The 14,142-nt window shown below is 39.5% G+C and carries 10 protein-coding genes; 2 read left to right on the forward strand and 8 right to left on the reverse strand.

What is annotated here, in order from left to right; all coding sequences use genetic code 11:
* The 5 genes from FJ218_08610 to FJ218_08630 all read right to left on the reverse strand — a co-directional run.
* The coding region (locus FJ218_08610) for a DUF262 domain-containing protein (protein ID MBM4166959.1) at positions 1–1,638 on the reverse strand (1,638 nt) is incomplete at its 3' end.
* A 3-nt stretch (positions 1,639–1,641) separates the two neighbouring features.
* The gene (locus tag FJ218_08615) at positions 1,642–2,400 is read right to left on the reverse strand and encodes a Zeta toxin family protein (GenBank protein MBM4166960.1); all 759 of its coding nucleotides are present in this window, start codon (positions 2,398–2,400) and stop codon (positions 1,642–1,644) included.
* Between the two features lie 145 nt (positions 2,401–2,545).
* Complete coding sequence (gene recN, locus FJ218_08620) at positions 2,546–4,261, reverse strand: DNA repair protein RecN (protein MBM4166961.1); 1,716 nt, start codon at positions 4,259–4,261, stop codon at positions 2,546–2,548.
* Positions 4,262–4,414: 153 nt separating this feature from the next.
* Entirely contained in the window at positions 4,415–5,863 is a 1,449-nt protein-coding gene (locus FJ218_08625; protein MBM4166962.1) for an amidohydrolase family protein, read from the reverse strand.
* Positions 5,793–8,870: an amidohydrolase family protein gene (locus tag FJ218_08630; protein ID MBM4166963.1), complete on the reverse strand. Its 3,078-nt coding sequence runs from the start codon at positions 8,868–8,870 to the stop codon at positions 5,793–5,795. The genes FJ218_08625 and FJ218_08630 overlap by 71 nt, the downstream gene beginning before the upstream one ends.
* A gap of 242 nt (positions 8,871–9,112) precedes the next feature.
* On the opposite strand from FJ218_08630, the gene FJ218_08635 reads away from it, so the two are divergent.
* Together FJ218_08635 and FJ218_08640 are read left to right on the forward strand one after the other, a co-directional pair.
* Complete coding sequence (locus FJ218_08635; protein ID MBM4166964.1) at positions 9,113–9,397, forward strand: HU family DNA-binding protein; 285 nt, start codon at positions 9,113–9,115, stop codon at positions 9,395–9,397.
* 210 nt (positions 9,398–9,607) lie between these two features.
* Positions 9,608–10,903 carry an adenylosuccinate synthase gene (locus FJ218_08640; GenBank protein ID MBM4166965.1) on the forward strand — a complete coding sequence of 432 codons (1,296 nt, stop codon included), beginning with the start codon at positions 9,608–9,610 and terminating at the stop codon, positions 10,901–10,903.
* A gap of 21 nt (positions 10,904–10,924) precedes the next feature.
* Here FJ218_08640 and FJ218_08645 read toward each other — a convergent pair whose 3' ends face one another.
* From FJ218_08645 to FJ218_08655, 3 genes are all read right to left on the reverse strand, one after another.
* On the reverse strand, positions 10,925–12,490 hold the full coding sequence (locus FJ218_08645) for a hypothetical protein (protein ID MBM4166966.1): 1,566 nt from the start codon (positions 12,488–12,490) through the stop codon (positions 10,925–10,927).
* Positions 12,491–12,636: 146 nt separating this feature from the next.
* Positions 12,637–13,983 carry a diaminopimelate decarboxylase gene (locus FJ218_08650; GenBank protein ID MBM4166967.1) on the reverse strand — a complete coding sequence of 449 codons (1,347 nt, stop codon included), beginning with the start codon at positions 13,981–13,983 and terminating at the stop codon, positions 12,637–12,639.
* An 82-nt stretch (positions 13,984–14,065) separates the two neighbouring features.
* A partial coding sequence (locus FJ218_08655; protein MBM4166968.1) for a T9SS type A sorting domain-containing protein occupies positions 14,066–14,142 on the reverse strand: 77 nt, incomplete at its 5' end.

Below are 14,142 nucleotides of genomic sequence, written 5' to 3' on the forward strand. Positions count from 1 at the left end.
ATATACTAATTTTTTTGAATTGCATTGCTCTAAAACTTCGTTCAGATATATGTTCGGTGCTTTGTTACCAATCTTTATGTTTATTTCTTCTTGTGTTAAAGCATAATTTGCTACTTGATTGTATTCTGTTTTTAACTTCCCATTTCTTTTCAAATAATCTTTGGGGAAAAGGTGGTGTACGTCACCTGTTAAAAGAACTAAGTCGCTTACTGTAATATCTTTTGAAAGAAATCCTTTATCGTTTGCGCGGATCTGAGATGCAAGATAAATTCCAAATAATGGACTACTTGCAACCGATGTATCTAATCTTTGAACAAGTGAAAAGTTCCAAAACGCATCCGATAATTCTGCATCTTCAACACTTTTTAAGTAGTCACCAAATTTTTTAGAGGATATGCTTCGTATATCTAAATCAAACATTGATTCTGGTGAGCCGGAATATCTTCCAGTAGAAATCGAAAGTACAAACCATTTTCGTACATAACTTTCAATTTCTGCCGGATTATATTTTAATGCACGTAATTTTAAGTACACGATGTATGCAAAGCTCAACGCATTCTGTGAACGAATAAGACTTTGTGAAATAAAACCCGCTGAGCGAATAATCATCACAAATTTTTTGAAATTCGTTTCATTAATATAATTGAAGATGCCTTTTTTTAACGTGGCGAAAGAGTTTTCTGCAATTTCCTCCTCAAATGTTTTAGTTTCAAAGTTTCTACCAGAGAGTAAACTAACTAAATCTGATAAACGCCCTCTGTTAAACTCAGAAGTGAAAGCAACCCGTAACACATCCGAATAAGATGGATCGTATAAATCATCCTTTTCATTTTTAAGCCATGAAATTTTTTGGAAATATTCTGTTGCTGCGAATTCTTTATCAATTTCAGTGATATGATTATAAAATTCGGGAGCAATGGAAAGATGACAAAAGTAATCAATACATTTTCTAAGATCTGCTCCCCCATATGTAGCGTTTGAAGCAATTTTTGACATGGCAAAATCGGCTTGACTTAATACTACCCCTTGAGAGTTAATTCGAATAAAAATTTCTGTAACTACCTCTATTTCAAGTTCAGGTTCTAATTCAATCAAACCAATTTGTTTTTTGAGAATACTTCTTAATGCTTCTATTTTTTGGAAAATAAATTCTTGGCTTATGTTCTCATTTTTATTGCAATAGTTTTCTACAAGTTTGAAAGCGCTTATTTCTCCAGAAATTACTTGTGAAATATCTGAAATCCAAGAAGGGTTTTTTGCAATAGCGGTATTATACACTTCAAATTTTTCTTCTATTGGGTGAAAAGCAATCTGGATTTTTACTCTTTTGTAATCTTGATTGATAACTGATTGACCTAATACTGCAGCAGTCAAGGCAGTCACACGCTGTTGTCCATCAATAAGTATTTTTTTTCCATGTGATTTTGTACCATCTTTTAACCTCACATCTGGGTTTCGCCAAGCGATTAAATAACCTATGGGATAACCTTGATAAAGTGAATCCATTAAATCACGTACTTTGGTAGAATCCCAAACAAATGGGCGTTGTATTTCTGGAATAGCAATTTCTCCCGATGTTACCCATGAAAGAATTGTTTCAACTAAATGTTGATTGACAGAATATTTTTGTGTTTTCATAAATCAATTTTTTGTTTTAGTTATACTATCTCGTTCTTTCACAATTTTTCCATCAATCATCGTAACAATTTTTCCATCTTTGCCAAACACAATCGGCAAGCCAAGTTTTCGTCTGCGTTCCAGTTCGTCGGCGATTGCGACTTTTACACCAATATCTATTTTGTCTGCAAGATATTCTTGTGTTGGTTCTTTTATTTTGTATTGCATAATTTTTTCCATCCGGTTTGGTTGCAGAATGTTTATGAGTTCTGATTTTTCTTTCACCGCAATTATTTTACAATCGTTAAACGTGTTATCGTAAATTTTCCAAACATCAACGAGTGGTAAATACAAATTCAAAAAATTACTTCTGCTTCTCTCGTATCGTCTTCGCACAACGTCATCCGGAATAAAATGTCCGCCATCACGCACACGTTCACAAATTCGAGCGATTGCAAGTTCCGCGCTTTCAATCCAAATATAAATGAGCGAAAGAACATAACCATTTTCTTTGCACTCTTTCAAAAACGGGATAAATGTTTTTGAAGAAAGTGTCGTTTCAAAAGCAAAATCTTTTTTCTGTTCTTTGAGTTCATTCAATCGTTGCAACATCAATCTTCCTGCCGCAATTGCAACCGATTCTGTATTGAACGCAGAAAGTCCTTTTGCAATAAAGTCTGCATTCACAAATTCATTGCATTGCAAAAACTCCGGAAGAAGTTTTAACGCAACGGTAGTTTTTCCCGCGCCGTTTGGTCCAGCAATAATGTAAAGATTTGGCATAATATTTTTTTCTCGCAAAGACGCAAAGTCGCTATATATTTTTCTTTGCGTCTAATAAACGATACAATTGTTTATTTGTTTTGAAACTGTAAAACTACGAATGGATTTAATAAATCACTTGCGTCTCTGCGTCTTTGCGTGAGCATTACAAACTCATCAATTCTTTCGCGCTTTTCAATGCGGCATCGGTAACTTTTTCGCCGCTCATCAATTTTGCAACTTCGACAACTCGTTCTTTCTCATTGAGTTTACGAATCGAAGTTACAGTGCGTTTCCCGTTTTCAATTTTTTCAACAACAAAATGCGCATCAGCAAAACTTGCAATTTGCGGTAAGTGTGTAATCGAAATTACGTGATGATGTTCGGAAAGTTGTTTCAAATTTTTTCCCACGGCTTGCGCAATTCTTCCGCTCACGCCAACATCAATCTCATCGAAAATCAACACGGGAGTTGTATCGGCTTTTGCGAGTGATGATTTGAGCGAAAGCATTATGCGCGAAACTTCTCCGCCGGAAGCAACATCAATAAGCGGTTTCGGTTCTTCGCCTTTGTTTGTGGAAACGAAAAACTCTACTTCATCAAATCCATACGAAGTAAGTAAAACTTTTTTTCGTGAAATGTTTGCAAATAATTCTTCTTCATTGGAAATTTCTTTTTGCGAGATTCGCGTTTCAAAAACTCCGTTGGGAATTCCAAGTTCTTTCAGCGACGATTCGATTGCTTTGTTTAATTTTTTGGAAGAAGTGTTTCTTTGTTCTGAAATTTGTTTTGCAAGTTTTTCACATTCACTTCTTGCGTTTTCAAAATCCTTGGAAAATTTTCCGATTTCTTTTTCAAAATTTTCTACAAGAGAAATTTCGTGCTCGAGTTCTGCTTTTTTGTTCAAAACAGTTTCCAATGTTCCGCCAAATTTTTTCTTCAATAACGAAATTTCTCCGGCGCGAACTCGCATTTCGTCAATTTTCTTTTCATCGAATTCCAAATTGTTGCGATAACGTTGAATTGCATTTGCGCTTTCATCAACACTCGCTATTGCAGAAAAAATTTCATTCGCTGTTTCAGAAAATGATTCGTCAAATTTCAAAAATTCATCAAGTTTCTTCTGCGCAAGTTTTAATTGAACGGAAACAGCATTCTCATTATCGTACAGAATTTCGTACAGCGAAGTCGTGAGTTCAACAATCTTTTCCGCATTTTGCATTTTCCGAATTTCGCGTTCGAGCAATTCATCTTCGCTGATTTGCGGATTTACTTTTTCAATTTCTGCGAGTTGAAATTGAAACACAGAAAGTTTTTCTTTGAGTTGTGTTTCTTTTTCCTGTAGCACAATCTTCTCACGCAAAATTTTCCTTGCATTGAAAAACGTTTCAGAATATTTTTTCAATTCAGTTTCAATGTTTGCAAACTGGTCAAGATATTCTCTGTGCTTTTCCGAACGCAGAAGCGATTGATGTTCGTGTTGTCCGTGCAAATCCACAAGTTCATCGCCAATTGCTTTTAAAACCGAAACAGAAACTTGCGCATCGTTCACAAAACATCTGCTCGAACTTTTCATGGAAATTTCTCGTCGAAGTAAAATTTCTTCGCTCAATTCTATTTCGTTTTCCATAAAAATAGTTTTCAAATTCGTAATTCGTAATTCGTAATTCGTAATTTGAAAATTCGCTTCGACAATCGCTTTTTCACTTCCGCGGCGAATCATTTCCGTATTTGCCCGCTCGCCAATTGCTACATTTAACGCGTCAATGATGATAGATTTCCCCGCGCCGGTTTCGCCGGTAATAATGTTCAACCCATTTTCAAACCCGATTGAAAGTTCCTCAATGAGCGCGAAGTTTTTTATGTGAAGATTGCGCAGCATAAAATCGGCGAAAAAGTACAGAAATTTCGAGAAGTATTATAAAACAAAAACAGCGAAACAATTTCTTGCTTCGCTGTTTGCAACTCTTCGACTTCGCTATGCTGCTCTCAGAGTGACGTCATAGTGAGCGCAGTGAAGCGAATCGAAGTCGAACTATTTCTTTCCGTATTTCTCTTTATATTTTTCCCACAACATTGTATGACGACTCGATAAATCAACTTTCTTTCCTTCAATAAATTCCATTTCAACGTTGGAGCGAATGTCGAGAATATCACCGTTCGTTACGATAAGCGTTGCATCTTTTCCGACTTCGAGCGTACCGATACGATTATCAACGCCGAAAATTTGCGCGGGATACAGCGTCATTGCTTTCAATCCTTCGTTGTATGGAAGTCCATGCGCGACAGCAGTAGCAACTTGATACGGCAGGTTCCGATAATTTCCGTCGCCACCTTCATCCGCTGAAATACAGAATTGAATTCCGGCATCAAATAATTTTTTCGGAAGAAGAAACGGTGTGTCATACGCTTCATAACTTCTGCTTGGCGTTCGATGTGTTCCGTCTGAAATAACGGGAATATTTTTTTTCTTCAACAAATCGGCAACACGCCAAGCATCATTTCCGCCCGCAATTATCAATTTTACATCTGCGTCTTCTGCCCACGAAACCGCCGCTTCGATTTGCGACATTTCATCTGCTGTTACAATCACGGGTTCTTTCTTTTCAAGAACAGGAATCATTGCTTCCCAGCGCGAATCGTGTTTCACAATTTTATTTGCATTCTTCGCCGTCCAATATGCTTTTGCATCGTTGAACGCATTACGTATTTCTTTTAAAGAATTATCGCGGTCTTTCTTTTGGTCTTCTTCACTGCGTCGTTCAAAAAAGGAAGTGGAAATTCTCATCGAAGGCCAGTTCACAATCATTCCCGCTTGCGCTTTCAATGTCATATCTTCGTATGTCCATCCATCGAGTTGAATGATTGCGGCGTTTCCGGAAATTACTCCACCTTGTGGAGCAGTGAGAGTGTACGTAATTCCGTTCGCGCGTGTTACCGGAATAAGTTCGCTTTCGGGATTCACTGCTCGTTCAGCTCGGACGTTAGGATTAATCCTTCCCGTTTCAACATTATCGCGGGTTGCACGTACTGCACCAATTTCAATCAAGCCAAGATTTGTCCACGGAGAAAATAATCCGGGATAAATGTGTTTTCCCGTTACGTCTTTTTTTTCGTATTCAGTAGTTACAGAAAAACTTTTCGATACGTTTTCAATTTTACCATTGCGAAATGTAAGAACGCCGTTGTCAATCGTCTCACCACTGATTGTGTGAATTGTTCCGCCAACTAATGCAATCGGTTTCTCTTGTTTCTTTCCGGGGATTTGGTCAGAAGAATACAGCGGAGAGCGGAGAGCAAAGAGCAAAGAGAATAAGCTAATGACTAATGACCAATGACTAATGACATTCATTTGTAATTTCCAATTTGTAATTTGTGAATTGTGGTTTTTCATTTTCGTAATCCTTTCTGTATTAATTCGAGTGGTCATAAATATCTTCGTATTCGCCGCGCCATTTCTTTTTTGGTCCATCGCCGCCACCATCGCCTTTTTTCTCTTTCAAAATTTTCTGAATAAGTGCTGAGCGCATTTCCGAAATTTTTTCGTTCATCATTCTGTCTTCTTCTCTATCGAAAAATTTCTTTCCGTCAATCCACGTTTGTTCGCACATGGTTGTTGAGGAAAGCGGGCTTTCTTTCCACACAACAAAATCAGCATCTTTACCAACTTCGAGCGAACCAACGCGATTATCAATACGCATTTGTTTCGCTGGATTGAGAGTTACAAAATTCAACGCGGCTTCTTCTTTCAATCCGCCGTACTTCACTGCTTTTGCCGCATCGGTATTCAAACGCCGCGCAAGTTCATCGCTATCAGAATTGAAAGAAACGACAACGCCCTCGTTATGCATTAATGCGCCGTTGTAAGGAATTGCGTCGTACACTTCAAATTTGTACGCCCACCAATCGGAAAACGAAGAACCGCCTGCTCCGTGTTTTGCCATCGCATCGGCGACTTTATATCCTTCAAGAATATGCTGAAACACTGCGATACGAAAGCCGAAATCTTCTGCAGTCCTCATCATCGCAAGAATTTCATCCTGACGATACGAATGGCAATGCACGATTCGTTCTTTGTTGAGAATTTGCAACACCGCTTCGAGTTCTAAATCTTTTCGCGGAGGAAGCGTTGTTCCTTCTTTATAATCTTTCCAGATTTTTTCGTAATCGCGCGCAGCTTGAAATTCATCGCGGATGATTTGCTCAACACCCATTCGCGTTTGCGGATAACGAGAAGTAAAGTTATCGCCCCAGTTACTTTGTTTCGGATTTTCTCCGAGAGCAAATTTTATTCCCGGTATTGCGCCTTCAAATTTCATTTCTTCCGGCATCATTCCCCAACGGAGTTTAATTACTTGATTTTGTCCACCGATTGCATTTGCAGAACCGTGAAGAATATTTGCCGTCGTTAAACCACCCGCGAGTTCGCGATAGACAGAAATATCATCGCAATCAATGACGTCGCCAATTCGTACTTCGGCAGTAATTGCTTGCCCACCTTCGTTCACGCTTCCGCTTGCGGCGCTGTGAGAATGTGCATCAATCAATCCTGGAGAGAGATGTTTTCCCTTCGCTTCAATCACAACAGCATTTTTCGGCGCAGATAAATCTTTTCCCACTTTTTCAATTTTCCCTTTATGAACGAGCATATCGCCGTTTTCAATTTTTCCTTGCGAACTCTGTGTCCAAATTGTTGCATCATTTATAAAAACATACTCCGGTTGTTCAGGAAGTTTTTCTCTTCCGAATGGAACGGGCGGAAACATTTGCTGAGAATATGTTGCAGCATTTGTTTCTTTCTTTTCTTTTTTTGAAGTATCGGCTTCGGGAATAAATGGGGTAGTCCGAATTGCATTCCAAGAAAAAATTTTTCCATCGCTCATTTCTCCCGTTCCAAGAATTTCATTGTTCGAAATCGTGCCACTCATTCGTACGATGCCTTTCATTCCGTTTGCAGAATCTCCACTGAAATAAATTGAAATCATTTTTTGTGAAAGCGAAACAGAAGAAAGTTTCGTCGCGTTGGAATCGGAAGTTTTCTTTCCTTTTGCAAGCGAGCCGTTGAGTCCGTCCATTTCTCCTTTCAGCCACATCGTAAATTCTTCTTTGTTAATCGTTGTTTGATACGTTCCGCGCGCATCAACGAGTGGAAGTGACGCAATTTCATAACGATTTCCATCAACCCACACATCGAGTATTTTTGTTTTCTCTTTGAACAAATCTCCATCAGTTACAACGAGGTTTGCAATTTTTCCTTTTTCAATTGAGCCAAGTTGAGTTTCAACGCCAAACATTTTGGCAGGAGTTGTTGTGAGCGAGGCAAGCGCAACATCGGCAGAAAGTCCTCTATCAACAGCACTACGAACATTTTTCCAAAAGTCATCTTGATTTTTCAGCGTTGCAGTCGTGAAAGCAAATTGAACTCCTGCTTCGTTAAGTCGTTTCGGATTTTCCGGAGCGTTGTCCCAATGCATTAACTCAGTGAGTTCTACATTGATTTCGTCTTCGTATGTTTCAACACTTGGCGCTTTCGGGAAATTGACTGGGAGAATAATTGGCGTTTTCAAATTTTTAATTGCATCGAGATGGCGATATTCATAACCGTTGCCGCGAAGAATTAATTTGAGTTTGAATTCATCTGCAATTTTTTTCGCGCGAAGTTCGTTGAGCTCATCGGAAGTTTCAACAACGAGCGTTTGTTTTTGTGAAACCAAATCCTGCATTGAAGCAAGCCCTTCATTTGTTTCGGGGCGCGTGAGCGATGGATATTTTTTGTACGCATCGTTTGCTTTTTTGTACCAATCGGCATCGTTCAAACTTTGGCGAATGAGCGCGATTACACCCATCAACGAATTCGGATAACCGTCGGAAAAGAAATCCACATCGAGCGAAGCGTGCATTCCAACATTATTTTTCACAACAACATCATTTGCTTTTCCGTCGCCAAGATTCACGATTGCGCTCGTTCCTTTGATGTTTCCTTTTTGAGGAACGACAAGCGCAGAAGTAAATCCCATTTTGCGCATCGCTTCTGCTGATTTAGCGTCAGGAGAAAAAATATCTATTGCGTTTGTTTGCGGGGAGATTTTTTCATTCCAGTATTTCAATCCGCGTGGTTGTTCCTGCTGTTGCGGCGGTTGCGGTCTGCCTCCTCCGCGTTGCGGTTGTTCTTGTTTCGGCATTCCATAATCGGAGTACGATTCAATCAATCCGGCATAAATTGTTTTTCCGTTTAAATCCCAAACGCGAGCGTCGGGAGGAACAGAAATATTTGCACCGACATTTTCAATGATTCCATCGCGAAGAATAATTGTCCCTTTCTCAATGATGTTCCCAGGAGAAGGAATGATACGAGCGTTGATGAATGCGTGAACACGCGGCGTATGCTGTCGGATTCCTTCTGAGGGCGTTGTTTGCGAAAAGAGAAAACTCGCCGAGCATACCAACAGCAATATCAAGTTGTGAAAGAACAAAATGCGAAAACTGTTCATAAGTATAATTCAGAAAAATAAAAATGATGATAAAAAAACACCAAAAAGTATGTATTCAAAAAAAGGAGTTTTATTATACGAAACAAAAATGGAAAAAAGAACAGAAGCCAATCAGAAGGCAAAAAAAGTTACGAGATTAAAAAACCTCAATAAAATCAATGGTTCTTTCGCTGTATGCAATTATTTAGTATGTTTTCCCCGCATAATTATTATATCTTTCACAATTTAATAAGGAAAACTTTATGGCAAAAACAAAAGGCCAAATCGTTACTCATATCGCGGATAAAACCACGACAACCAAAAAAGTCGCAGGAACATTTCTTGACGAATTAGTAAAACTCGCTTACAAGGAAGCGAAAAATTCTTTCACGATTCCGGGATTAGGAAAACTCGTGCTTGTTAATCGTAAAGCAAGAATGGGAAGAAATCCCGCTACCGGTGAAGCAATAAAAATTCCTGCAAAGAAAGTTGTCAAATTTCGCGTCGCAAAAGCCGCAAAGGATTCAATTCTCGGCGCAAAGAAGTAATCGGGATTTGCGTAATGAACGCTCGATACAGTCATCGGGCGTTTTTTTATTTTAAAACGTTCATTCACAAATAATTTTTGGTACTCGTCCTTCTTTTTCCGTTCTTTCACCTACATAATATTGTGAAAAACCTTCGGCGCAAATCTCCGAAGGTTTTTTTATGCAACATAGATTAAAAATTCTTGCGGCACTTCATATTCAGTATTCATTATGGAACATCCAAAAAATATTTCAGCGGTTCTCGGTTTAAGTTGGGGCGACGAAGGAAAAGGAAAAATTGTAGATGCACTCGCCTCCCAATTTGATTTTGTAATGCGATTTAACGGCGGGGGCAATGCCGGGCATACCATTGTACTCGGTGAAAAAACATTTAAGTTGCATCACATTCCCGCAGGAATTTTTTCTCCCGACGTTACGAATATTATCGGAAGAAAATGCGTTGTAGATTTTTTTGACGTTGCGGAAGAAATCCAACAACTGCAACAAACAGGAGTGGAAATTTCTCCGAAAAATTTATCTATCGCGTTTGATGCGCAAGTTGTTCTTCCGTTTCATAAACGAATGGATATTCTTCGAGAAAAAATTCGCGGCGCGGGAAAAGTTGGAACCACGGGACGAGGAATTGGGCCTGCATACGCCGATTTGATTTCACGCGTTGGAATTACGCTTGGTGATATTGTAAAAAATTCGTTCCAAGAAAAATTACAAACCGAAGTGCGAATGCACAATGCTATTGCACGAGAGTTTTCCAACGAAGAAATTTTGTTGAATGAACTTGAAGAAAAAATTTTTTCCTTGCAAAATTTTCTTACGCCCTTTGTGCAAGATGCATATTCGTTACTTTGGAAAAGATTGCACGAAGGGAAAAAATTATTAATGGAAGGCGCGCAAGGAGCGTTACTCGATGCGTATTTCGGAACACGGCCGTTTGTCTCGTCATCGCTTGCGTGTCTCCACGGCGCGTTATTGGATTTGGGATTATCGTTCTCAGATTTTGAAGAAATCATAGGCGTAACGAAATTATATAACACACGCGTTGGTAGCGGTGCGTTTCCAACAGAATTTTCCGATGAACATCTTCGCGATGTCATTCAAAAACGCGGGAAAGAATTTGGTGCAACAACTGGACGCGCGCGACGTTGTGGATGGCTCGATATTCCAACATTGAAACTCGTTTCAAACGTGAACAAGGTTTCTTCGTTGGCGATTACAAAAGTTGATGTCCTCGATACGCTCGACGAAATAAAAATTTGCGATGCATTTATTTCTGAAAAAACAAATACTGAAATTCCTTTTCTTCCGGGAAGCGATGAATATCTGCGTGGGGTTACTCCGCATTACAAAAGTTTTGTTGGATGGAAACGCTCAACGGCAGGAATTATTGCAAGAGAATTTCTTCCGCAAAATTTGCAAACGATGTTACGATGTATTTCTGAAGAAACAGGCGTTCCGATTCAATTTGTTTCGACCGGAGCAAAAAGGGAAGAGTTCGTGAAGATGTACTGAAGCAACATATTTTTTTATTCTCTACTCGCAATTTTTCACGAGCAATCCTTCCGTTAGTATGCCTTTCTCGATAATTTGTTTTTTTCCATCGAGAGAATTTTCGAAGTTGGAAAATTTGAGCGGGAGACTTTCGCTTGCAACAAAACTTCCTTTCTGCCGCTGAATATGAATATGCGGAAGCGGCGAATAACCCGAGTTTCCGCACGCGCCGAGTTGTTGTCCTTGCGTTACAACATCACCAACGTTGACAAGAATTGAGCCGCATTTGAAGTGAGAAATTTCCGTGTATTCTCCTTCTGCGTGTTCGATGATAACATAGTTTCCCCAATTATTTTTTTCGTTCGTAACTCCCGGCGAATTATCAGCAACTGAATTTTCTACAGAAAGAATTTTTCCGTCGGCGGGAGAAAGCACAGGCAAATTGTAACAGTAGTATTCTTCTAACTTGATTCCCAAGCCGGAAAACTGTTTTCCTTCTGCATCAAGAACAACAAAATCATACGCGTTTGCTTGTGTTCCTTTGTGCGTGTATTTTCCGTTCGGTCCCTGCGAAACATACCACGCACCGTAAAACGGAAGTAAATATTGTATTTTCCCTTTTCGTCCATATTTTTCCTGATACCATTTGACATGCGCTTCCGGTGTTGAAAGATGTGCAAGCGGAATTGTAATAAGTCCCGCGCGATGTGCGTAGAGAATTTTTCCCTGCAACGGATACAACAACAACAGCGTTACAAAATTGAATGGGAAAACAAGCGTGTGTAATCCGAATGGTTTCAGGAATATTTCCATTCCGTTATTCACAAGAACACAAATTGCAATTCCAAAGATTGAATACAGAATCCCTGAAATATTTGGCGCGAGAAAAAATCCACCGAGCGCAATAGCAACGAGAATTTCGTTCAAACCAAATGGATGAGTATCAGAAACTTCGCCTACGGAGTTTAGCACGATAACGCCAACGATTGCTCCAACAATTCCGAACGCAAGTGAAATTCTACTCGTCAAAACTATCGCGCTGACGATTAACAATCCCGTAAATACCGACGGCATATACAACAGCGAACCAAACGCACGAAATAGATTGGTAACATTTGCCGGAAGAATGGAAACGAAAAACGAATCGAGATTTTCAAAAAGAGAGAACGGTGAAATAATTGAATGCGGAACGTCGGAAGAAAATTTTCGTAATGCGAGCAACACCAACCACATCGTGAGCACAAAGGGAAAACTCATAATCGGCAAATGAAATTTGAGTGTGATTTCATTCAATAAAATGAGGGAAACGAAAACCGAAAGCAGCGACGCAAGAACAAGCAACGCAAATGCTTCAAACGAAAACCCCGCATATAAACTTACGCCGATGCCGACGAGAATTCCGTTTAAACCAAACACTCCGGCGTTCACATAATTTTTATCAATGTGAAGAATTGTTGCCGTTACATTTGCGATTACATTTCCCAACAAACCGAACAAACCAACAAGCGGGTCGTAGAATGTTGCAAAGAGAACAAGAACTCCGCTTTTGTTTTTACCGGAAAAAACTAATGCGGCGTAGGAATGGAAAAGAAGTGAGAAAAAATTCACGACGATTTCAGATTGTACGTTCCCTCACCAATAGAGGTTATTAGAAAAATCAGGAAAGTTCATTGTTTTCTTGATTCCCGCTTACGCGGGAATGACAATTCTTTGTAAGTATCTTCTTTATAAAGGAGAATAACAAAATCTAATTTCTACTTCCTCAAATATTCCGGCACTTTTTCCAATTGCTTCAAATAATCTGTCGTTTCATTTTTTCGAATCAAATGCGTATCACCGTTTTGCAAAATCATGACAATTGCCGGGCGCGGTTGAATGAATTGCATACTTTGCGAAAAATTATACGCGCCAACATTTTTGATAATCAGCGCATCGCCTTTTCGCAACGGAGGAAGCGCAACAGAGGGACGCACACAATCTATTTGCATACACAAAGGACCATAAACGCTCACGTCTTCCACCGTTGCACCGTTGTCTTGAATGGGTTGCATTTCGTACCGATACCACCACGAAGAAAAAAGTAAATTCACTCCAGCATCAATATTGTACGCTTTTCCGCCGCTTGCAAAACGTTTTGTCGAAATAACACTTGAAACCAAGTGCATTGCTTCATCAACAAGCGCGCGTCCCGGTTCCATCATCAACGTCGGAATTTCATTTCCCGAAAATGGTCCGTGCATTAACACGGGACAAATTGCTTCTGCGTATTGGTCAAATGTCGGACACGTTTGGTTTCCCGGAAGCCACGCAGAATGAAGCGTATTTATGGAAGCAAATCCCCCGCCAATATCCCAGTACTCCAGTTTTATTTTAAATGCATCTTTGATGATGTGATAAAAACTGACAAATTTTTCCGCCATCACGCGATACGTTTCCACGTTATCATTGTATGTTCCCGCGTGGCAATGCAATCCGCGCAATGTCAGCAAATTTCCATTTACGATGCGCTTCACTGCTTCAAATGCTTGCGCGCTTTCGTAATTAAATCCGAATCTATCCCAATGCATTGCGCCAATTTCCATATTGATGCGAATACCAACGGGAATCGTTTTGTTCGTCTCTTTTGCAATTTCTTCGAGCGCGTAAATTTCATCGTAGTTATCAATGTTGATGATTGCATTTTCCGAAACCGCGCGTTTGAGTTCGTCTTTTGTTTTGTGCGGTCCGTTGAAAATAATGTTCTCGCCCGTTACATTCAGCGTTCGTGCAATATCATATTCAAAACCGGAAACAACTTCTGCAAACGCTCCTTCGTCTTGTAATACTGCGCAAATTGATGAAAGGTAATTTGTTTTGTATGAATAGGAAATTTGCACTTTCGGATAACGGAGAGAAAATGCTCGTATCATATCGCGGTATTTTCTGCGCAGCGTTTGTTCCGATACGACAAACAACGGCGAACCGTATTGTTGAATGAGCGAACGAATCGGAACGCCATCAATTCGGGGAAACGGAACAGCACTTGGCGCGCGTCCATATTTATTTGCTAATCCAACGGTGTGGCGAATAATTATCGGTTTTTCGTAAAATTGTTTTTGCATTGTGTTTATGTTTGTTGCCACGAATTACACGAATGAACACTAATTTTTCTTTCGTGAAAATTGGTGTAATTGGTGGCAGAATTTATTTTAGTAAAATCATTTTCTTTGTTTCAGAAAATGTATTTGTTGTTAGGCGATAGAAATACATTCCCGAAGAAA

The organism is Ignavibacteria bacterium (assembly GCA_016873775.1).
GTDB lineage: Bacteria > Bacteroidota > Ignavibacteria > UBA10030 > F1-140-MAGs086 > JAGXRH01.

Bases quoted from the DNA above. Each gene is read 5' to 3' on its own strand.
- FJ218_08615 (MBM4166960.1), bottom strand. From the start codon at position 2,400: ATGCCAAATCTTTACATTATTGCTGGACCAAACGGCGCGGGAAAAACT.
- recN (MBM4166961.1), bottom strand. From the start codon at position 4,261: ATGCTGCGCAATCTTCACATAAAAAACTTCGCGCTCATTGAGGAACTT.
- FJ218_08625 (MBM4166962.1), bottom strand. From the start codon at position 5,863: ATGGTGGCGGCGATGGACCAAAAAAGAAATGGCGCGGCGAATACGAAG.
- FJ218_08630 (MBM4166963.1), bottom strand. From the start codon at position 8,870: ATGAACAGTTTTCGCATTTTGTTCTTTCACAACTTGATATTGCTGTTG.
- FJ218_08635 (MBM4166964.1), top strand. From the start codon at position 9,113: ATGGCAAAAACAAAAGGCCAAATCGTTACTCATATCGCGGATAAAACC.
- FJ218_08640 (MBM4166965.1), top strand. From the start codon at position 9,608: ATGGAACATCCAAAAAATATTTCAGCGGTTCTCGGTTTAAGTTGGGGC.
- FJ218_08650 (MBM4166967.1), bottom strand. From the start codon at position 13,983: ATGCAAAAACAATTTTACGAAAAACCGATAATTATTCGCCACACCGTT.